22 protein-coding genes are annotated in these 17,571 nt (G+C 61.9%); 8 read left to right on the top strand and 14 right to left on the bottom strand.

Annotated features, from left to right (window positions below):
• Positions 1 to 35: 35 nt before the first annotated feature.
• Together AB4874_RS03615 and AB4874_RS20025 are read right to left on the bottom strand one after the other, a co-directional pair.
• Positions 36 to 587, bottom strand: a complete 552-nt coding sequence (locus AB4874_RS03615) for a CIA30 family protein (protein WP_368390968.1) — start codon at positions 585 to 587, stop codon at positions 36 to 38.
• Positions 577 to 948 carry a hypothetical protein gene (locus tag AB4874_RS20025; protein ID WP_438273433.1) on the bottom strand — a complete coding sequence of 124 codons (372 nt, stop codon included), beginning with the start codon at positions 946 to 948 and terminating at the stop codon, positions 577 to 579. The genes AB4874_RS03615 and AB4874_RS20025 overlap by 11 nt, the downstream gene beginning before the upstream one ends.
• A 155-nt stretch (positions 949 to 1,103) precedes the next feature.
• On the opposite strand from AB4874_RS20025, the gene AB4874_RS03625 reads away from it, so the two are divergent.
• Complete coding sequence (locus AB4874_RS03625; RefSeq protein ID WP_368390969.1) at positions 1,104 to 1,829, top strand: Crp/Fnr family transcriptional regulator; 726 nt, start codon at positions 1,104 to 1,106, stop codon at positions 1,827 to 1,829.
• 90 nt (positions 1,830 to 1,919) lie between these two features.
• Here AB4874_RS03625 and AB4874_RS03630 read toward each other — a convergent pair whose 3' ends face one another.
• The 11 genes from AB4874_RS03630 to atpD form a co-directional block, all read right to left on the bottom strand.
• Positions 1,920 to 2,267, bottom strand: a complete 348-nt coding sequence (locus AB4874_RS03630; RefSeq protein ID WP_368390970.1) for a hypothetical protein — start codon at positions 2,265 to 2,267, stop codon at positions 1,920 to 1,922.
• Positions 2,268 to 2,322: 55 nt separating this feature from the next.
• Positions 2,323 to 2,820, bottom strand: a complete 498-nt coding sequence (locus tag AB4874_RS03635) for a hypothetical protein (RefSeq protein ID WP_368390971.1) — start codon at positions 2,818 to 2,820, stop codon at positions 2,323 to 2,325.
• A gap of 105 nt (positions 2,821 to 2,925) precedes the next feature.
• Positions 2,926 to 3,774: a F0F1 ATP synthase subunit gamma gene (locus AB4874_RS03640; RefSeq protein ID WP_368390972.1), complete on the bottom strand. Its 849-nt coding sequence runs from the start codon at positions 3,772 to 3,774 to the stop codon at positions 2,926 to 2,928.
• Positions 3,771 to 5,294 (bottom strand): F0F1 ATP synthase subunit alpha, encoded by a 1,524-nt coding sequence (locus AB4874_RS03645; RefSeq protein WP_368390973.1) that lies wholly within the window; start codon positions 5,292 to 5,294, stop codon positions 3,771 to 3,773. The genes AB4874_RS03640 and AB4874_RS03645 overlap by 4 nt, the downstream gene beginning before the upstream one ends.
• Positions 5,284 to 6,021, bottom strand: coding sequence for a F0F1 ATP synthase subunit delta (locus AB4874_RS03650; RefSeq protein WP_368390974.1), 738 nt, complete (start codon positions 6,019 to 6,021; stop codon positions 5,284 to 5,286). The genes AB4874_RS03645 and AB4874_RS03650 overlap by 11 nt, the downstream gene beginning before the upstream one ends.
• Before the next feature lie 4 nt (positions 6,022 to 6,025).
• Positions 6,026 to 6,271 (bottom strand): F0F1 ATP synthase subunit C, encoded by a 246-nt coding sequence (locus AB4874_RS03655; protein ID WP_295534515.1) that lies wholly within the window; start codon positions 6,269 to 6,271, stop codon positions 6,026 to 6,028.
• A complete protein-coding gene (locus tag AB4874_RS03660; protein WP_295534517.1) occupies positions 6,271 to 6,978 on the bottom strand; it encodes a F0F1 ATP synthase subunit A in 708 nt (235 codons plus the stop codon). Before AB4874_RS03660 ends, AB4874_RS03655 begins: the two co-directional genes overlap by 1 nt.
• On the bottom strand, positions 6,975 to 7,265 hold the full coding sequence (locus tag AB4874_RS03665) for an N-ATPase subunit AtpR (RefSeq protein ID WP_368390975.1): 291 nt from the start codon (positions 7,263 to 7,265) through the stop codon (positions 6,975 to 6,977). The genes AB4874_RS03660 and AB4874_RS03665 overlap by 4 nt, the downstream gene beginning before the upstream one ends.
• Complete coding sequence (locus tag AB4874_RS03670; RefSeq protein WP_295534522.1) at positions 7,262 to 7,555, bottom strand: AtpZ/AtpI family protein; 294 nt, start codon at positions 7,553 to 7,555, stop codon at positions 7,262 to 7,264. Before AB4874_RS03670 ends, AB4874_RS03665 begins: the two co-directional genes overlap by 4 nt.
• On the bottom strand, positions 7,552 to 7,962 hold the full coding sequence (locus tag AB4874_RS03675) for a F0F1 ATP synthase subunit epsilon (RefSeq protein WP_368390976.1): 411 nt from the start codon (positions 7,960 to 7,962) through the stop codon (positions 7,552 to 7,554). Before AB4874_RS03675 ends, AB4874_RS03670 begins: the two co-directional genes overlap by 4 nt.
• Complete coding sequence (gene atpD / locus AB4874_RS03680; RefSeq protein WP_368390977.1) at positions 7,959 to 9,431, bottom strand: F0F1 ATP synthase subunit beta; 1,473 nt, start codon at positions 9,429 to 9,431, stop codon at positions 7,959 to 7,961. The genes AB4874_RS03675 and atpD overlap by 4 nt, the downstream gene beginning before the upstream one ends.
• Before the next feature lie 283 nt (positions 9,432 to 9,714).
• On the opposite strand from atpD, the gene AB4874_RS03685 reads away from it, so the two are divergent.
• From AB4874_RS03685 to AB4874_RS03715, 7 genes are all read left to right on the top strand, one after another.
• Positions 9,715 to 10,809 (top strand): efflux RND transporter periplasmic adaptor subunit, encoded by a 1,095-nt coding sequence (locus AB4874_RS03685; RefSeq protein ID WP_368390978.1) that lies wholly within the window; start codon positions 9,715 to 9,717, stop codon positions 10,807 to 10,809.
• A complete protein-coding gene (locus AB4874_RS03690) occupies positions 10,809 to 12,014 on the top strand; it encodes an ABC transporter permease (RefSeq protein WP_368390979.1) in 1,206 nt (401 codons plus the stop codon). Before AB4874_RS03685 ends, AB4874_RS03690 begins: the two co-directional genes overlap by 1 nt.
• Complete coding sequence (locus AB4874_RS03695) at positions 12,011 to 12,688, top strand: ABC transporter ATP-binding protein (RefSeq protein WP_295534539.1); 678 nt, start codon at positions 12,011 to 12,013, stop codon at positions 12,686 to 12,688. The genes AB4874_RS03690 and AB4874_RS03695 overlap by 4 nt, the downstream gene beginning before the upstream one ends.
• Before the next feature lie 127 nt (positions 12,689 to 12,815).
• Positions 12,816 to 13,406, top strand: a complete 591-nt coding sequence (locus AB4874_RS03700) for a TetR/AcrR family transcriptional regulator (protein WP_368390980.1) — start codon at positions 12,816 to 12,818, stop codon at positions 13,404 to 13,406.
• A 215-nt stretch (positions 13,407 to 13,621) separates the two neighbouring features.
• Complete coding sequence (locus AB4874_RS03705) at positions 13,622 to 14,779, top strand: iron-containing alcohol dehydrogenase (RefSeq protein WP_368390981.1); 1,158 nt, start codon at positions 13,622 to 13,624, stop codon at positions 14,777 to 14,779.
• A gap of 11 nt (positions 14,780 to 14,790) precedes the next feature.
• Positions 14,791 to 15,825, top strand: coding sequence for an NADPH-dependent curcumin/dihydrocurcumin reductase (gene curA / locus AB4874_RS03710; RefSeq protein ID WP_368390982.1), 1,035 nt, complete (start codon positions 14,791 to 14,793; stop codon positions 15,823 to 15,825).
• 11 nt (positions 15,826 to 15,836) lie between these two features.
• On the top strand, positions 15,837 to 16,514 hold the full coding sequence (locus AB4874_RS03715) for a type 1 glutamine amidotransferase domain-containing protein (protein WP_368390983.1): 678 nt from the start codon (positions 15,837 to 15,839) through the stop codon (positions 16,512 to 16,514).
• Positions 16,515 to 16,561: 47 nt separating this feature from the next.
• Here the strand turns inward: AB4874_RS03715 and AB4874_RS03720 are convergent, their stop codons facing one another.
• Positions 16,562 to 17,413: a hypothetical protein gene (locus tag AB4874_RS03720; RefSeq protein WP_368390984.1), complete on the bottom strand. Its 852-nt coding sequence runs from the start codon at positions 17,411 to 17,413 to the stop codon at positions 16,562 to 16,564.
• Between the last annotated feature and the right edge of the window lie 158 nt (positions 17,414 to 17,571).

Genomic DNA, 17,571 nt, shown 5'->3' on the forward strand with positions numbered 1-17,571 from the left:
TCCAAAACCAGCCGCTCCCGAAACGCCCGCAGCTTTCAGTAAAACCCAACCTCTTTCACATCGATCGCCGCCTCATAATCGCGCCCAAAGGCGACGATCGCGACCGATTTCAGGTATTGGGGGCGTGGCGTCGTGCGCAGTATTTTCCCCGATGCTTTGAACTGCGTGAAAGGCAGGCGAATTTCGCGCCACTCCGCAGTGACATGAAACGGCCCTTGGTAATATTGCCAAGGCAGCACCGTGCCGCGGGTGCGCAGATGCACGAAATAATCCTGATCATTGCCGCGCACGATCAGACGCACGCCCACGGCATCGCTCGGGACCGCTTCGTCCAACTGATGGCGAATCTGAATGAAACCGCCGTTGTTTTGGGTGCTGACCGTGCCGCTGAGATGCGCATAGGCCTGCCCGCCGTCGGTTTTGAACACGACCTGCCCGCTTGAAACACCCCCCATCACGGTATCGGCAAAGAAGCGCCAGCGTGTCTGGGGCTGATTATCAAAGGTTTCCAACATGCTGTCGCCTGCTTGTGCCGCTACAGGCGCGCCAATCAAAGCAAGTATCAGCGCCACGATCTTATACGACACAGGCAATCTCCAAGTGATTTCCTCCTTTGATATGGGGAGGCGACGCTGGAAAGAAAGCGCCAAACCTTGCGCCCAAAATGCGTGCCACCCCACCGGTTACAGCGATGCAGCCGGAGGGCGCAGAGCGCCGCGACGCATAGAATTGCCCCCCCGAAATGATGCGATTGATCAACAGCGCTGCCGCGATGTGCATATCGCGGTCGCACTCGGGGCCAAAGGCATTCTCATGGGTTTGCGCCGCATCGCTCAGAATGCCGATGATTTCAGTTTCGGGCAGGATTTTCGCGTCGTTGAGCGCAAGCAACAACGCCTCGCAAATCGAAAGTGCCGCTTGTCCGGCATAGATATCTTGGTCTTGCATCGCGCGGGGCCTTTCCTGGCTATCGCGTCGGCACAGGGCTTTGCGCGGCGCATGGCGCAGAGTCTCAACAAACCTGCTACACTGTGCTGATTGAGATCAGTCATCGGCAAAATTGCCGTGCTAGACGTTCGGCTGACTCTGAGAGGGATGCCCCATTGACCGACTCACCTCTGAGCCGAAAACTTGCTACATTTGTTGCGCTATCGGACACCGAGCTGGCGGTCTTGGACAGTTTGCACAAACGCCGCCGCATCTTTGTCGCTGGGCGCGATCTGGTGCTGCAGGGGCAGACCGAACAGGCGGCCTATATCCTGTGCTCGGGCTGGGCCTGCTCGAATAAGCTGCTTCAGGATGGGCAAAGACAGATCGTCGATTTCCAGATTCCGGGCGATTTTCTGGGCCTGCGCAGCGTGCTGCTGCACATCTCTGACCACAGCATTGAACCCGTCACCGACATCGAGGTGACCGAAATTCTGGCCTCTGATCTGCTGGATGCGTTTGCGCACACGCCGCGTCTGGCCACGGCCGTGTTATGGGCCGCCTCGCGCGATGAGGCGATGGTGGTCGAGCATCTGGTGGATGTCGGGCGGCGCAACGCAGCCGAACGCATGGCACATTTCTTGCTGGAACTCGGGGCCCGGCTGTCGCTTGTGGGGATGGGCGAAAAGGCCTCGTTCGCCTGTCCATTGACGCAATATCATCTGGCCGATGCGCTGGGGCTGAGTGCGGTGCATATCAACCGCGTGCTGCGACAATTGCGCGAAGCAGGCATGGTTACGTTTCGCGACGGGCGTGTCACCTTCGACAATTACGAAAAGGCCTGCGCCTTTACCCAGTTTGACCCGACCTATCTTGATCAACACGGACCGCTGCTCAAATAGTGTAGCAAGGTCAAGCGGTTGCAATCGCCCATTCAGGAAGGGTTCGAAAGCACGCGTCGTTACTGCGCCGCCAGCCTCAGCCCGCCAGACTCAACTGGCTGGGGTTTGCTGATGGCTCAAGCGCAGCCACGACCCGTCATCGCGCAGATAGGTCGAACTGCACAGCGCCTCATAGATCGGCTCATCGCGGCGTTCGCCAGACACCCGATAGGCAAGCACGGCAATGTCATCTTTGCTGGAAAAGACCCGCTCGCTCATCTCGATGCTGCGCCAACGCTGCGCCACCTCACCCTCACGCCAAAGCGCATCGCCTTGCAGGATTCCCGCAGGATAGGGAAAGACAAAAATGGCGTTCTTAGCGGTCATCTGACGCGCACCATCTGCGCCTTGAGTCCAAAACCGCTCTTCCATCTCCCAAAGGGTATCTTCGTCGCTCATCGCTTCGTCCTTACTATAAATGATGCCATGCCGGGCGGAATGGGCTGGCCCAATATCACGCCCCGAAGGCGCGGAATGCAACATAGCAAAGCACCATGAGTGCAGCGAATATCCAATAGGATTGTTGGCGCCCAATAACGGGTAGCGAGCGCCCCGCAGGCATCGCGACCGATGCAATCCCAGCCGCCCCTTTGGGCAACAACGACACAAGCCGCGCGACCGTATCGCCGCGCTCCGCCGCAGGAGAGGGCACGTCGGTAAAGCGCGACACAAGGGTGCCAAGACGCTGTCGCGCCGCAGCATTTGCCATCGCGCTAAGTTGTGAGGCTTCAAGCCAAGGATCGAGATCAAGGCGCGACAGCATCGACAAGACGGTCACCGCTTTGCCCTTGGCATCTGTGCCAATTGTAGCCCCCAGAAACGTATCAAAAGCGGGGTCTTGGCCAAGAGAAACATGGGACTGTGCCATCGTGAAATCCTCGCTGCGCTTGCCGAGCGCGTTCAAATAGCCGCAAAAGCGCGCGTCTTGGGCCGCGACAGATGCGCGTTCCAAGTTTCGGTCACGACCAGTTTAACGCCAAATCATCGCGGCCATGCTGACACAGATCAGCACCGCTCGGCCGCTATCCGGACTCTGGCCGGTCTCTGGCCGGGCCAATCAATCCGCCTCGCGCGAGATCGTGGCACCGGTGCCAAGTTCGATGATCTCGGCGGTGATCGCCTCTTGGCGGACCCGGCGCAACGTCGCCTGAAACGTCTCGAGTTCGCGTGCGATCTGGCTGGCTGCTGAGGTCATCGCCTCCATCCGCGCCTCGTTTTCGGCGGCAAATGCGTGCAGTGCTGCCTTGCAGACCTGCGCATGCACATAATCCGCGCCGAAACTGGCCAGCAGCGCCTCGGGCGGCAATTGCGTCAGGGGGCGGGGGCCGGCGGGGGCGTGCAGGTCTGACAGATCAATCGGAAACAAGCTGCGCCGGGCGATCTCGGTGCGCCCCGCCTTCCAACGCGCGTGGATCACGTCAAGATGCTCAAAATGCGCCCCGTCAAGCGCACGATAGATCGCCTGCGTAATCGCATCGGCCAGCTTTGGGATACCGGGCGAATGCGAGGGCATCGGCGCGCTCCAATAGGGATCAAGATCGCGCGACGCGGCAATCGAGAGACCGCGCGTTCCCACGACAAGCAACACAGAGCTCCCCAATTCGGCACTTATGCTATCAAGCACGCGCTCGCTGAACGCCCCGGCAAAGCCCTGTTCGGCCAAAAACACCAACAGCCCGGTGCGGCTGGTATCGGTTGGCGCGCGTGAAACCGGAGCGCCCCCATCAGCCGGCACAAGACGCGCCATCGCGGCGGAAATCGTGGCCGCGTAGCTATCCACCGCCCCGAGTTGCGCACGCGCGCTGCGGGCCCGCGCTGCGGCAATGCCCTTCATCGCGTTCACCACCGCCCCGAGTTGACGCACCCCGTCAATGCGCGCGCTGACATCGGCGAGGCGTTCGGTCATGGCGTGGGCTCATCTGCGCTGAGCTTGTCAATCAGGCGGGTCATCGCGCCCAGCAAAGCGGCCTTGGTGCTATCATCCAGACTGCCTTGACCGGCAATCGCATCCACCGCCGATGCGGCGTCGCGATCGAGCGCAGCGGGCAGGCCTGCACGAAACCCCGCCACGAGGGGCTCATCCAGATCATCAAGCAACCCCGTCTGCACCGCCAGCATCAAGGCGACCTCATCGACAAGGCGGATGGGCTGGTGCTGCGGTTGGCGCAGCGCCTCGCGGATGCGCGCCCCACGCGTGAGTTGCTGGCGCACCCGACCATCGGGCATACCGCCAAAGCGGGTAAAGACTTCGAGTTCCAGAAACTGCGCGTAATCAAGGCGCAGCGTGCCTGCCGCAGCGCGCAGCACGGGCGCTTGCGTCTTGCCGCCAACCCGGCTGACGCTAAGGCCGACATCCACGGCGGGTTTCTGACCCTGATGGAACAGCGTCTGATCCAGCACGATCTGGCCGTCGGTGATCGAGATCAGGTTGGTCGGGATATAGGCCGACAGATTGCCCTGATCGGTTTCCGCAATCGGCAGCGCCGTCAGCGATCCGCCGCCCCGTTCCGGCGAGAGTTTCGCGGCGCGTTCCAGCAGTCGCGCGTGGATGTAGAACACATCGCCCGGATAGGCCTCGCGCCCCGGAGATTGGCGCGTCAGCAGCGCGATCTCGCGATGGGTGGCGGCATGTTTGGACAGATCGTCGATCACGATGATCGCATGCTGGCCCTTATCGCGGAAATATTCCGCCATCGTCATGCCCGCATAGGGAGCGATCCATTGCAGTCCCGGCGCACTTGCCGAGCCCGCCACCAGCACGATACAGCGCTCGAAATTTCCCTGCGCCTGCAACGCATCAATGGCGCGGCGCACGCTAGAGGTTTTCTGCCCCACGGCAACGTAGATGCAGATCATATCGCTGTCGCGCTGCGCAATCAGCGCATCCACCGCCAGCGTGGTTTTACCCGTCGAATGATCACCCACGATCAACTCGCGCTGGCCGCGCCCCAGCGCAAACAGCGTATCCACCACCACGATTCCCGTCTGCACCGGTTCGGTGACCAGATCGCGCTCGATGATCGAAGGCGCGGGGCGCTCAATCGGCCAACGGGCCTCTGGCGCAATCGCGCCCTTGCCATCGAGCGGGCGGCCCAGCGGATCAATGACGCGCCCAAGCAACGCCTCGCCCACGGGCACGTTGACCACCTCACCCGTGCCAAAAACCACATCCCCCGCCTCGACATCGGTTGTGCTATCAAGCATCACGCAGCCGATCCGGTCGGGGTCCAACACCCGCGCGAACCCGACCTGTCCGCCTGCAAAATGCAACACCTCGTCAAGGCGCACATCGCTGAGCCCCGAGATCAGCGCCACGCCATCGCCGATTTCCTCGACCCGGCCGCGGTGTTCGACGCGTGGGCCAAGCGTGGCGCGATCCAGCGTCTCGCGCGCGGCGCTCAGCCAATCGGGCCCATCAGGCGACATGCTGCAACTCCTTGAGAATCGCGGCCAAATCCGCCTGCCAGCTGTTGCGCAAAACGAAATGGGCGCTGCGCAATTCAAACCCGGCGATCAGGTCGGGGTCGGTGACGAAATTCAGCTCGGGCGCGGCCCCCAAAGCCTGCTGCACGGCTTTGGTAATCTTGGCCTTGGCGCTGGCGCTCAGATCAGCGGGGCTGAGCAGATCAAGTCCACCTTTGGTTTTGGCAAGTGCTGCGCGATCGGACGCAGGCAAGGCCGCAATCGCCTCAACAAGTAGATCAAGAAAGCGCACCTGAATGGCCTCATCCGGCAGACGGCCCAGCAGCTTTTGCGCGATCTCGACGGCCAGCGCGCCCGATTGCGCCACACGTTTTGCACGCACCGCATCGGTTTCATGCGCGATGGTGGCGCGCGCGCTGGTCATCAGGGCCGCTGCCTGCGTTTTCGCCTCGGCCAAGGCGGCGGCCTTGGCGGCCTCGGCGCTTGCCGTGGCTTGCGCCAGAACGCGCATCCGTTCACTCGCGATCCCGTCGCGGGCCTCGCTCAGCTCTGCCAGCGCGGCCTCCGCCTTGGTCTTGGTGGCGGCCGCATCCCCCAAGATGGCCTGCGCCGCCTCATGACGCTTGGCGATCGCTGCCGCAACCGGGCGCCAGAACACCCGCGTGAGCAGCCAGACCAGGATGACGACATTGATCGCCTGCAGCCCAAGTCCCCAGAAGTCAATTGTCATACGATCACGCCAGCAACGGGTTGGCAAAGAGCAGCAGCAACGAGATCACAAGACAGTAAATCGCTGTCGTTTCAATCATCGCAAGCCCGACAAAAAGCGTGCGCGAGATCGTGTTGGCCGCCTCGGGCTGACGCGCAATCGCATCCATCGCGGCTGCCACGGCGCGGCCCTCGGCCAATGCCGGACCAATGGCGCCAAACGACACGGCAAACGCGGCGCAGACGATACTGGTAATAGAAATATAATCCATCAGCTATCCTTTTTCTTAGCGGAGGTTTCCAGGTCGGCGGGGGTGTGCGCGCCATCCTCGACCGTGGAGCTGATGAAAACCATCGCCAGCACGGCAAAGATATAGGCCTGCACCAGCCCGGTCAGCAGATCGAGCGCCATCAGCGGGATCGGCACCAACAGCCCCGCCAGCGAGGCGACGATGGCGATCACGAACACCCCGCTCATGACGTTGCCAAACAGGCGCACGAACATCGAAAACACCCGCGTCACGCTTGCCAGCATATTGAGCGGGATCATCACCGGATTGGGTGCGGCAAAGGATTTCAGATAGCCCCCCACCCCATTGCCGCGCACGCCAAACCAGATCACCGAGATAAAAACGAGCACCGCCAGCGCGGCATCGGTTTCCAGCTTTGCCGTGGGCGGCTCGACCCCCGGTATCAACGAACTCCAGTTCGCTGCGAGGATGAACACAAACAGCGTGCCGATAAAGCCGCGATAGGGCGCGGGCTGCGCCCCGCTCGTTTCGCGAATTTGCGTATCAAGCGTGTCTACCAACAACTCCAGCGCGACCTGTCGCTTGCTTGGGCGCAGCGAAAGCCGCCGTGTCAGCAGATACGCCCCAACGACCAGCACCGCCATTATCACCCAAGTCGTCACTATCGCTTGGGTGATTGGAACGGGGCCAATCTGAAACAGGGCAGCGGATTCAAGCGGCGAGTTCATGGCGCGGCCCTCCGAGCTTGGCGCACCATCAGGGTCTTGGCCACCAGCACGCCGCCCAGCGCCGCCAGCAAGGCCAGACCACCCGCGAGAACCGCCAGATAAAACCCCGCCCCCAGCAACGCCAAACGCCCTACCGTCAGCGCCAGCGCCAGCCACGCACTGGCACCGCGCACGATCATATCCGCCGTGACGCGCAACGCGCGGAAATAGCCATAGCCCAACGCCAAACCGGCGAGGAAACTCAGGCTTAGCAGGATCGGCATGGGCAGGGCTGACAACTCATTCATTTCGCATTCATCCATTTCCAAGCGGTCCAGAACCCGATGCAGAGCCCGACCACCATGCAAGGCGCGCTCCAGAAAATGCCCGTTCCAAAATGCGCATCCAGCCAGCGCCCAAGAAACAGCCCCGCCAATGTCGGCACCACGAATATCCATCCCAGCACCCCGATCTGTGCAAGACGTCGCCCCACCGACAGATCGCCCTCGCGCAGCCAGCGGTCGCGGCGGTCACGACGGCGACGGCTCTCGATGACGAGCGGGTCGTCTTCGGGGTCTTTCTGATCGGGCGGGGTCATCGGAATTCTCCGCCATCGGGGCGCGGCTGCAAGCGGCTGATCATGTGGCGCAGCGCGTTGAGTTGCAGCCGCATCCCTTCGACATGTTCGGTACGCTCAACGTCGATATCGGCGCGAAAGCGGGCCAGAACCTCGCGGTCCAGCGTGGCCAGATCGGTGCCGATAACCGCCTCGCGGGTGGCGATGGCGATGCTGTCCCCGCCCGAGACGGTCAGCACCCCGCCGCGCAAGGCACAGAACCCCTCGGTCTCGCCCTTGCGCCAACTGACAATCGAGATCGCCAGTGCGCTCAGGAACGGCGCATGGCCGGGAAGAATGCCGAAGCTGCCGCTGGCATCCTCAGCGCGCAGGCTGTCGATGTCCTGATCGACGACGACTGAAAGCGGGGTGACGATGCGCACCCTCATGGCGTCGCCTCGGCTTGCGCGGGCCTTGCGGGTTGCGTCGCCTGTGCCCCGGCCTCTTTGCGCCGCGCATCCTCAATCGTGCCCACCATGTATAGCGAGCCTTCCGACCAATCGTCGGTTTCCCCGTCCAGAATGGCGCGGCAACCCGCCAGCGTGTCAGCCAGCGCGACGCTCGCGCCCGGCGTGCCGGTGAAGGCCTCGGTCACCATGAAGGGCTGGGTTAGGAAACGCTGCAAGCGGCGCGCGCGCTTCACGATCTGGCGGTCAGCGGCACCCAGTTCCTCGACGCCCAGAAGCGAGATGATATCGCTCAACTCGCGAAACCGCGCCAAGGTCCGGCGCACGGCCTCGGCGATCTCGTAATGCGCCTGCCCCACCACCAACGGATCCAGCAACATCGAGGACGACCCAAGCGGGTCAATCGCCGGATAGAACCCCTCGGCGGCCTGCGCACGCGACAGCACGATCACGCAATCCATATGACTGGAAATCGTCGTCACGGCCGGGTCAGTGAAGTCGTCCGCAGGTACATAAACTGCTTGAATCGCCGTCACAGCCGAGCCCGCCACCGAGGCGATGCGTTCTTGCAGCCCCGCCACCTCGCTGGCCAAAGTCGGCTGATAGCCCACCCGCGACGGCAGACGGCCCAGCAGGCTGGACACTTCCGCACCCGCCTGCACAAAGCGAAACACATTATCCATCAAAAGCAACACGTTGCGATGCTTGTGGTCGCGGAAATATTCCGACACGGCCAGCGCGGTCAAAGGCGCCCGCCAGCGCGCCCCGGGGGGTTCGTTCATCTGGCCATAGACCAGCACCGTGCGCTCCAAGACGCCCGAGTCACGCATCTCGGTCAGCAATTCATGGCCCTCGCGCGAACGCTCACCGATGCCCGCAAAAACCGAGATCCCCTCGTATTTCTCGACCATGGCGCGGATCAGCTCCATCACCAGAACGGTCTTGCCAACCCCTGCCCCGCCAAACATCGCAGCCTTGCCGCCCTGCGCCATCGGCGTCAGCAGGTCGATCACCTTGATACCGGTCTCAAACACATCGGTGCTGCCGGTCTGGGATTTCAACAGCGGCGGGCGCGCATGAATGGACCGACGCGGCGTGTCCGCAGGCAAAGCGGGGCCGTTATCCTGCGGCTGGCCCACCACATCAATAAGCCGCCCAAGGATCGCCTGCCCCACGGGCACCTTAACAGGCCCGCCCGTCGCGCGCACAGCCACACCGCGCGCAAGCCCGGCAGTGGATTGAAACGCCACCGCGCGCAGGCTGTGCAGATCAAGATGACTGTGAACTTCTAGAATCAGCGGCGTGTCGCGATCCCACTCGACTATCAGCGCCGCGTTGATCGCGGGCAGTTCGTCCGTGTCAAAGACCACATCCACGACAGCACCGCGCACCGCATGAACACGCCCCTCGGGCAAGGTGTTTGCGTTGGGATGGTCGCATTTTTCAACCATGCCTGCGACGCCTTTCTGGAACGATTCGTGTCTGCGCTCGCCCGAGACTACTCCAGCAATCCAAGCGCGCACTTGATTTGCATCAGTATGATAGCGCCCATCCTGATCCACATCAACGCGCCGAATGTGGCATGATCTATTCTGGTATCGGACGGTGTGGGCCCTTTGCCCTGCCTGTTACGATGTTTCGCAGATCAGGAGTGCCGCCAAAGTGGTCGAAAATGCAGATCGCTCTCGCTTAAAAGCAGACACCGCCCCGCATGGTGCCCCCCCGGATGCGGCCGTGCCAGCCTTGCGCCCTCTCAGCGTGCGCCCCAACCCCAGACGCAGTCGGCGCTGGCTTTGGGCGGGGCTCGCGCTTGTCAGCCTCGTGATCGCTGGGGCGGCCTATCTGCAGCCTTGGGGCGCCCGCGTGCCCGTCGTCAGTGTAGAGCCAATCACGCGCGCGCCGGTGACGCGTGTGCTGGCCGTCAATGGCCGTATCGCCCCGGTGCATTCTGTCGATATCCGCCCGATCGTGGGCGGCACGCTGGAAACGCTGCTGGTGCAAGAGGGCGATAGCGTCACCGCCGGGCAGGTCTTGGCGCGCATTGACAGCAAGACCCAAAACGCCGTGATCCGCCAAGCGATGGCGGGGCTCGATGCTGCCCTTGTCGCGCAAGAGCAGGCGCGCGTGTCCTATGAACGCTCGCAGGCCCTTGGCGCCAATGTCGCGCGCAGCGTGCTGGAAAACGAGGCCCGCGCCCTGCAATCCGCCGAGCAGGAGGTTGCGCGCATGACCGCACTGCTCGATCAGGCCCAGATCGTCTTGCAAAACCACACGATCCGCGCGCCAATCGCGGGCAGCGTTGTGACTTTGAATGTCGATCCAGGCCAAATCGTTGATCCGACAACCCTTTTGCTCAGTCTTGCGGATCTGCGTGATCTTGTCGTTGAGACCGATATCGACGAGGCCTATGCCCGCCAAATCACGCGCGACCAGCCTGCCGTGCTGCAACTGGTCGGCGAGACCGCAACCCGAACGGGCCATGTCAGCTACGTCTCGACGCGGGTGAATGTCGCCACGGGGGGCTTGGGCGTCAAGATCGCCTTTGACACGCCCGTCACCGCACCGGTCGGTCTGACCGTTGCCACCAATATCATCGTGGATCAGCGCGACGCCGCCCTCACCGTGCCGCGCAGCGCCCTTGTCACGAACGGGGCGGAGACTTCGGTATTTGTGGTCGTCGATGGCAGCGCGCATCTGCGCCCGATCCAGATCGTGGACTGGCCCGCCGCCCGCTTGATCGTGACGCAGGGGCTGTCTGAGGGCGATTTGATCATCACCGACGCGCAGGGCGTGACGGATGGCCAAGTCGTGAAAACAGAGCAACCCTGATGCTATATGCCCTCAAAATCGCGGCGCGCTACCTGACGGCGAACTTGGCGCAAACGGCATTGCTGGTCACAGGCGTTGCGGTGGGCGTGTTCATCTTCATCTTTATGTCGGCGTTGATCGGCGGGCTCGCCGAATTCATCTTGGCGCGCACCGTGGGCGACATGGCCCATATTACGATCGAGGCCGAAACCGCCGATCCCGCCCTGCTGATCTCTCCAAAAGGACAGGTACTATTTGTCGCCGAACCGGGACGCATTCGCACCGCCACGCTGGCCGAGGCAGCCACTTGGCTGCCCCTGATCGCTGCCGTGCCCGGCGTCAAGGCGGTCTCGCCCCAGATCACTGGCGCGGGCTTTCTGACGCGGGGCGCACAGGTCAGCCAAGTCAGTATCACCGGGGTCGAGCCGGGGCGTGAATCCGCGATCCTCGATCTGGATGGGTATATGGTCGAGGGCTCGGCGCGGCTAGGGTCCGGGCTGATCGTGCTGGGGCGCGAGCTGGCGGATGATCTGGCGCTGTCATTGGGCCAAAGCGTGCGAGTGCAAAGCACCACCGGAAGCACAATGGTGCTAACGCTGAGCGGCATTTATCAGACCGGAAGTCGCGGCATGGATCAGGCGCGCGCATTCGTCAGCCTCTCTAGCGCGCGCACCCTGTTTGCGATGCCCCAAGGCGTGACGCGGATCGAGATCAAACTTGATGATCTCAACGCGGCCGATGCCACCGCGCTGCGAATCCGGGCGCTGACCGGGCTGGATGCCGTGTCTTGGACCGAGGGGGCCGCGCAATTGATGGAGGCGCTGAACGCGCAAGCCCAGACCGGATATTTCCTCAAGGGCTTTGCGCTGCTGACCATCGTGATCGGGGTGGCCTCGGCGCTGCTGCTGTCAACCTATCGCCGCCGCCCCGAGATCGGGATCATGCGTGCGATGGGCGCCGGGCGTGGCTTTGTCGTCTTTGTTTTCGTCACCCAAGGCGCGCTCGTGGGACTGTTGGGCGGGGTCACGGGGGCGGTCCTTGGTTATCTCGCGCTGCTCCCCTTCCCTTCTCGCGAGGCGTTTCGCCCGGGCACCTTGCCGCTTGATATCACGCAGGGCTCTTATGGGCTGGCGATTACGCTGACCGTGATCGGCGCGATCCTCGCCTCGATCTTGCCCGCACGCTCGGCCGCACGGGTCGATCCAGTTACGGCGATCGGGCAATGAGCGCGCTTCTTGAAACCAGCGAGCTGGTCAAGACATTTGGGGCGGGCGACACCGCAACGCGGGTGCTGCGCGGCCTGAATCTGAGGCTGAGCACCGGAGAAATGGCGGCGCTGCTTGGCCCCTCAGGGTCTGGCAAAAGCACCTTGCTCACGATCCTTGGCACTTTGATGAAGCCGACATCGGGGCGCTATCAGATGCTGGGCCATGACCTGATCGCCGCAGATGACCGTGAACTGACGGTCTTTCGCAACCGCCATATCGGCTTTGTGTTTCAGTTCCACAATCTGCTGCCCGATTTCACGGCGCTGGAAAATGTCATTTTCCCCACCGCCGTGCGCGAGGGGCGCGAAACAGCGACTGCACGCGCACGCGGGCGCGACCTGCTGGTGCGCATGGGGCTGGCTGATCGCATTGATTTCCCGACCGCCAACCTGTCGGGCGGACAGAAACAGCGCGTGGCGGTGGCGCGTGCGCTGATGAACAGCCCTGAACTGGTGTTGGCGGATGAGCCCACGGGAAATCTGGATCGTGCCTCGGCGTTGCAGGTGATGGAGTTGATTGGACAGATCAACCGCGACGAAGGCACGACCTTTCTGATCTCGACCCATGACGAAAAGATCGCCGCCGCCTGTCAGCGCCAGATTGTGGTCGCGGATGGGCTGGTCACGGGCTAGCGGATGGCCCTGCCCGGTGGGCTGGCGACAGACGCTATTCAGCGTGATCGAGGACCATCATTGCGACGCTTTGAAAAAATATCGACCCCACCCTAGACGACTGGTCTATTCAGACTATCTCGGATGTATGAGAGAGAATAGACAAGATACACGCAGCCACATCCTTAGCGTTGGCCGGGGTCTCACCGCACGGTGGGGCTATAGCGGCGTCGGGCTGTCAGAGCTGCTCAAGGAAGCGGGCGTCCCCAAAGGCTCGTTTTATCACTATTTCCCCTCGAAAGAGGCCTATGGCTGCGCCCTGCTGACCGAGTTCGTCACAGAGTATCGCGACAAACTGAGTGCGACTTTGGCGCATCCGACCTTGGATGCCCGCAGCCGGTTCCTTGCCTATTTTGCCGAATGGCATCGCAAACAAATCAGCGCCGTGCCTGAAGATCGCTGCCTTGTTGTAAGGCTTTCCGCAGAGGTTGCGGACCTTTCGGCCGATATGAGCACGATCTTGCAAAGCGGCGTAAATGAGATCATCGCCGCCTTGGCGGATACCCTGCGCCAAGGCATAGCCGAAGGGTCGATCGCCGCGCTGGACAACCCCGAGGCGATGGCGGAGTTGATCTATCACCAATGGCTCGGCGCCAGCCTTGTGGCGAGCATCTCGCATGAAGATGCGCCGTTCAAAGCCGCGATGCGCGCCACGCAGGCGCTGATCCCACCGCCTTGAAACGCAAGCGCTGACCCGCGCCACTCACCCCGAAGCCATTGACTAGCCGACCGGTCTATTCACGAAAGGGTTATCTGTGGACCTTTGCCGGTCTTGCGGTGTTGTCCCTCGCAACTGAGCCCGCTCAAAGCGCAGGAAGAGACCCGCTGTCATCCCGTATTTCAGGCAAATACCCCGATTTGCCTATGCCCATCAAACTTGAAGGAAACTGCGACATGAACAACTTTGATTTCCACAACCCGACCCATATCCTGTTTGGCAAAGGCCGGATTGCCGATCTGGCCAATCAAGTCCCGAGCGGCGCGAAAGTCATGATTTTATATGGCGGCGGCAGCGCCGAACGCACCGGGGTCTTGGGCCAAGTGCGTAATGCGCTGTCAGGTCACGAACTGGTAGAATTTGGCGGGATCGAACCCAATCCGCGGTTCGCAACCGCAATCAAGGCTGTCGAACTGATCGAAAAGAATGACGTAACCTTCTTGCTGGCAGTCGGCGGTGGCTCGGTCATTGATGCCACGAAATTCATTGCGGCGGCTGCAAAATATGACGGCGACGCTTGGGATATCCTGACCTCTGGTGGCGCGGTCATCAAAGCCGCTTTGCCCTTTGGCACCGTGCTGACGCTGCCCGCGACGGCCTCCGAGATGAACTCTGGCTCGGTGATTACCCATGCCGAAAAGGGCGCGAAATTGCCGTTCCGCAGCCCCCATTGCTACCCGGTCTTCTCAATCCTTGACCCCGAGCTCACCTACACGCTTCCCTCGCGCCAGATCGCCAACGGCGTCGCGGATGCCTACGTGCACATCATCGAGCAATATCTGACCTATCCGGCCGACGCGTGCGTACAGGACGGGTTTGCCGAAACCCTGCTGCGCACGCTGATTGACCTCGGCCCCAAGGCCCTGAAAACGCCCGAGGATTACGACATTCGCGCCAATCTGATGTGGACCGCGACGCTGGCGCTGAACGGTTTGATCGGCGCGGGAGTGCCCCAAGACTGGTCGAGCCACATGATCGGCCACGAAATCACCGCGCTCAACGATACCGACCACGCGCGCACGCTGGCCGTGGTTCTGCCCGCGCTGATGCATGACCAGCGCGGCCCGAAACGCGAGAAACTGCTGCAATACGGCGCCAATGTCTGGGACATCCGCGAGGGCGATGAGGATGCGCGGATCGACGCGGCCATCAAGGCGACGCGCGACTTCTTTGAGTCGATGGGCATCAAAACCCGGCTCGGCGATTACAACCTCGCCAGCCCCGAAATCGATCACATCGTCGCGGCGCTCAAGGATCACGGCATGACCGCGCTTGGCGAACACAGCGCCATCACCCCCGAGGATGCCCGCCGCATCCTGCAAGCCGCTGCATGAAGGAAACTGAGATGACACAAAGCAATAAAATCAACCGCCAGCATGTTCTGGCCGAGCGCCCCAAAGGCGAACCCACCGCAGACACGCTGCACCTTGTTGAGGGGGAGATCCCCACCCCCGGCAAGGGCCAGATGCTGCTGCGCACCGAATATCTCTCGCTCGACCCCTATATGCGGGGCCGGATGAGCGATGCGCCCTCTTACGCCGCCCCGGTTGAGATTGGTGGCGTCATGGTGGGCGGCACGGTGGCGCAGGTCGTGTCCTCGGATGTCAAAGGCTTTGAGGCCGGGGATTTCGTGCTCAGCTTCAATGGCTGGCAGGATTACGCGCTCTCGGATGGCAATGGCGTGACCAACTTGGGCAAATCGCCCGCCCATCCCTCTTGGGCGCTTGGCATTATGGGCATGCCCGGCTTTACCGCCTGGGCGGGGCTGACCCGGATCGGCGAACCCAAAGCGGGCGAGACGATTGCCGTGGCCGCCGCAACAGGCCCGGTCGGGGCAACGGTGGGCCAGATCGGCAAGATCCTTGGTTGTCGCGTGGTCGGCATCGCGGGGGGCGCAGAAAAATGTGCCTATGCGGTCAATGAACTGGGCTTTGACGCCTGCATCGATCACAAGGCCGCCGATTTTGCAGACCAGCTTGCCAAGGCCAGCCCCGATGGCATCGATGTTTATTTCGAGAATGTCGGCGGCAAGGTTCTGGATGCGGTGATCCCGCTGCTGAACCCCAATGCGCGCATGCCGGTTTGCGGCCTTGTCTCGCAATATAACGCGACCGCGCTGCCCGAGGGCCCGGATCGGATGAACTGGCTGATGGGGCAAATCCTGCGCAAGAAGATCAAGGTGCAAGGCTTTATCATCTTTGACGATTTCGGACATCTCTACCCGGAATTCGCCGCCGAGATGGGCGCTTGGGTCGAAGCCGGCAAGATCAAATATCGCGAAGAGATCATCGACGGTCTCGAGAACGCGCCCAAGGCCTTTATCGGCCTGCTCAAGGGCGAAAACTTTGGCAAGCGCGTGATCCGCGTCGGCCAGAACTGAAAGGACACACTATGAAAATCCTGATGGTACTCACATCACACGACCAGTTGGGCGACACCGGCAAGAAAACCGGGTTCTGGCTGGAAGAATTCGCAGCCCCCTATTACGTTTTCAAGGATGCCGGGGCCGAGATCACGCTGGCCTCGCCCAAGGGTGGGCAGCCGCCGCTTGATCCGTCAAGCGATGCGGAGGACGCACAGACAGACGACACGCGCCGCTTCAAGGCCGATCCCGAGGCGCAAAAACATCTCGCCAACACGCTCAAGCTGGCGGATGTGACGGCAGAAGGGTTCGACGCGATCTTCTATCCCGGCGGACATGGCCCGTTGTGGGATCTGTCCGAGAACGGCGACAGCAAGCGCCTGATCGAGGCCTTCGCCGCCGCAGATCAGCCCATCGGTGCCGTCTGCCACGCGCCTGCGGTGTTCCACCATACGCTTGGGCACGATGGCAAGCCACTGGTTTCGGGCAAGCGCGTCACGGGCTTTACCAATACCGAAGAAGAAGCCGTGGGCCTGACGAAGATTGTGCCGTTCCTCGTGGAAGACATGCTCAAATCCAATGGCGGCACCTACGAAAAGGGCGCGGATTGGACAAGTTTCGTTCTGCGCGATGGCAAGTTGGTGACGGGGCAAAACCCGGCCTCCTCCGCTGCCGCCGCCAAGCAAATTCTTGAATTGCTCGGCTGATATCGACAGGTCGGGCTGGGGCTCAACCCTCAGCCCGGCCACTTCTCTCAGGGGGCGGTGTCTGCGGGTTTGTGTTTGGGCGGGATCGGCGCCTCAGCCGGGTCAATCCCGTGCTTGATCAAGGCCTTGTGCATATAGCTGCCCCGGCGCGGACGGTTATTCTCGGCCTCTTGCAGACGCGGCTTCATCCGGCGCGCCCACATATGCACCGCATAGGTGTCGTCGGTCAGAAAATCTGCCTCAACATCAAAGCGCGACATGATCATCTTGTTGCGGTCTTTGAACGAGATCGGATAAAACGCCTGTTGCGGCAATGCCTGCGACCATTCCCCGGTTTCCTTCAGGAAATAGGTCAGCGCCGCCGGTCCGGTCAGCCCCCATTCCTGCTCGGAAAAATGCACCGGCTCGCCGCGATCGCGCGCGGCGCGCAACTCGTCTTGTTGCTCGGATTTCAGCCACGGACCAATCGCGTAAGGATCGGCCACGAAATCCAGTAACCCCTTAAGCGTCTCTGACTCGGTGGGCAGACGCATCACCGCATTGCACACCAGATGCGGCTTTTCGAGACCAAACACCGAGGGCTGCGCGAAATCGAAGGCGCGCACACATAAAACATCCGCATCCACCCAGATGAAATCTGTCTTTTGCATCAAATGCATGCGCCACAGATCGGCATGAATGGCCGGGCTGCCGGTGCGCTTGTGGCGGATGATGTCATCGCCGGGGAAGATGTCGCGCGCATCGCGCAGCGTCACGCCCGCAGGCGCATTCGGGATCAGATTATAGCAATACAGCAGCGTCTCATGCCCGGCATCGACAAAGGATTTAAGACTAAGCTGTTCAAGCCAAGACAGGCGATCCCCGATCCACAAGCTGGCGATAGTGGGCAATTTGGACATGGGTGCCTCAATGATTTTGGGTCTTGATTATGGTTCAATTTCTGCGCGGCGCAGGGCTGAAAAAGGTCAACCCCGCGCGCGCCGCCCCGAGCATAGCCGGAATGTCAGACCAGTCCAGCACTGCCGCGCGGAACACTGTAAGCGTGCTTCTTTTTCAA

The sequence above is a fragment of the Thioclava arctica genome, from assembly GCF_040892615.1.
In the GTDB taxonomy this organism is placed as follows: domain Bacteria; phylum Pseudomonadota; class Alphaproteobacteria; order Rhodobacterales; family Rhodobacteraceae; genus Thioclava; species Thioclava arctica.

What these genes read in the sequence shown, in the direction of transcription:
- AB4874_RS03670 (WP_295534522.1), bottom strand. Translation starts at nt 7,555, where the DNA reads ATGACCCCGCCCGATCAGAAAGACCCCGAAGACGACCCGCTCGTCATC.
- AB4874_RS20025 (WP_438273433.1), bottom strand. Translation starts at nt 948, where the DNA reads ATGCAAGACCAAGATATCTATGCCGGACAAGCGGCACTTTCGATTTGC.
- curA (WP_368390982.1), top strand. Translation starts at nt 14,791, where the DNA reads ATGACACAAAGCAATAAAATCAACCGCCAGCATGTTCTGGCCGAGCGC.
- AB4874_RS03640 (WP_368390972.1), bottom strand. Translation starts at nt 3,774, where the DNA reads ATGACCGAACGCCTCGCCGATGTCAGCGCGCGCATTGACGGGGTGCGT.
- AB4874_RS03665 (WP_368390975.1), bottom strand. Translation starts at nt 7,265, where the DNA reads ATGAATGAGTTGTCAGCCCTGCCCATGCCGATCCTGCTAAGCCTGAGT.
- AB4874_RS03690 (WP_368390979.1), top strand. Translation starts at nt 10,809, where the DNA reads ATGCTATATGCCCTCAAAATCGCGGCGCGCTACCTGACGGCGAACTTG.
- AB4874_RS03700 (WP_368390980.1), top strand. Translation starts at nt 12,816, where the DNA reads ATGAGAGAGAATAGACAAGATACACGCAGCCACATCCTTAGCGTTGGC.
- AB4874_RS03675 (WP_368390976.1), bottom strand. Translation starts at nt 7,962, where the DNA reads ATGAGGGTGCGCATCGTCACCCCGCTTTCAGTCGTCGTCGATCAGGAC.
- AB4874_RS03660 (WP_295534517.1), bottom strand. Translation starts at nt 6,978, where the DNA reads ATGAACTCGCCGCTTGAATCCGCTGCCCTGTTTCAGATTGGCCCCGTT.
- AB4874_RS03720 (WP_368390984.1), bottom strand. Translation starts at nt 17,413, where the DNA reads ATGTCCAAATTGCCCACTATCGCCAGCTTGTGGATCGGGGATCGCCTG.
- AB4874_RS03645 (WP_368390973.1), bottom strand. Translation starts at nt 5,294, where the DNA reads ATGTCGCCTGATGGGCCCGATTGGCTGAGCGCCGCGCGCGAGACGCTG.
- AB4874_RS03655 (WP_295534515.1), bottom strand. Translation starts at nt 6,271, where the DNA reads ATGGATTATATTTCTATTACCAGTATCGTCTGCGCCGCGTTTGCCGTG.
- AB4874_RS03695 (WP_295534539.1), top strand. Translation starts at nt 12,011, where the DNA reads ATGAGCGCGCTTCTTGAAACCAGCGAGCTGGTCAAGACATTTGGGGCG.
- AB4874_RS03715 (WP_368390983.1), top strand. Translation starts at nt 15,837, where the DNA reads ATGAAAATCCTGATGGTACTCACATCACACGACCAGTTGGGCGACACC.
- AB4874_RS03630 (WP_368390970.1), bottom strand. Translation starts at nt 2,267, where the DNA reads ATGAGCGACGAAGATACCCTTTGGGAGATGGAAGAGCGGTTTTGGACT.
- AB4874_RS03705 (WP_368390981.1), top strand. Translation starts at nt 13,622, where the DNA reads ATGAACAACTTTGATTTCCACAACCCGACCCATATCCTGTTTGGCAAA.
- atpD (WP_368390977.1), bottom strand. Translation starts at nt 9,431, where the DNA reads ATGGTTGAAAAATGCGACCATCCCAACGCAAACACCTTGCCCGAGGGG.
- AB4874_RS03650 (WP_368390974.1), bottom strand. Translation starts at nt 6,021, where the DNA reads ATGACAATTGACTTCTGGGGACTTGGGCTGCAGGCGATCAATGTCGTC.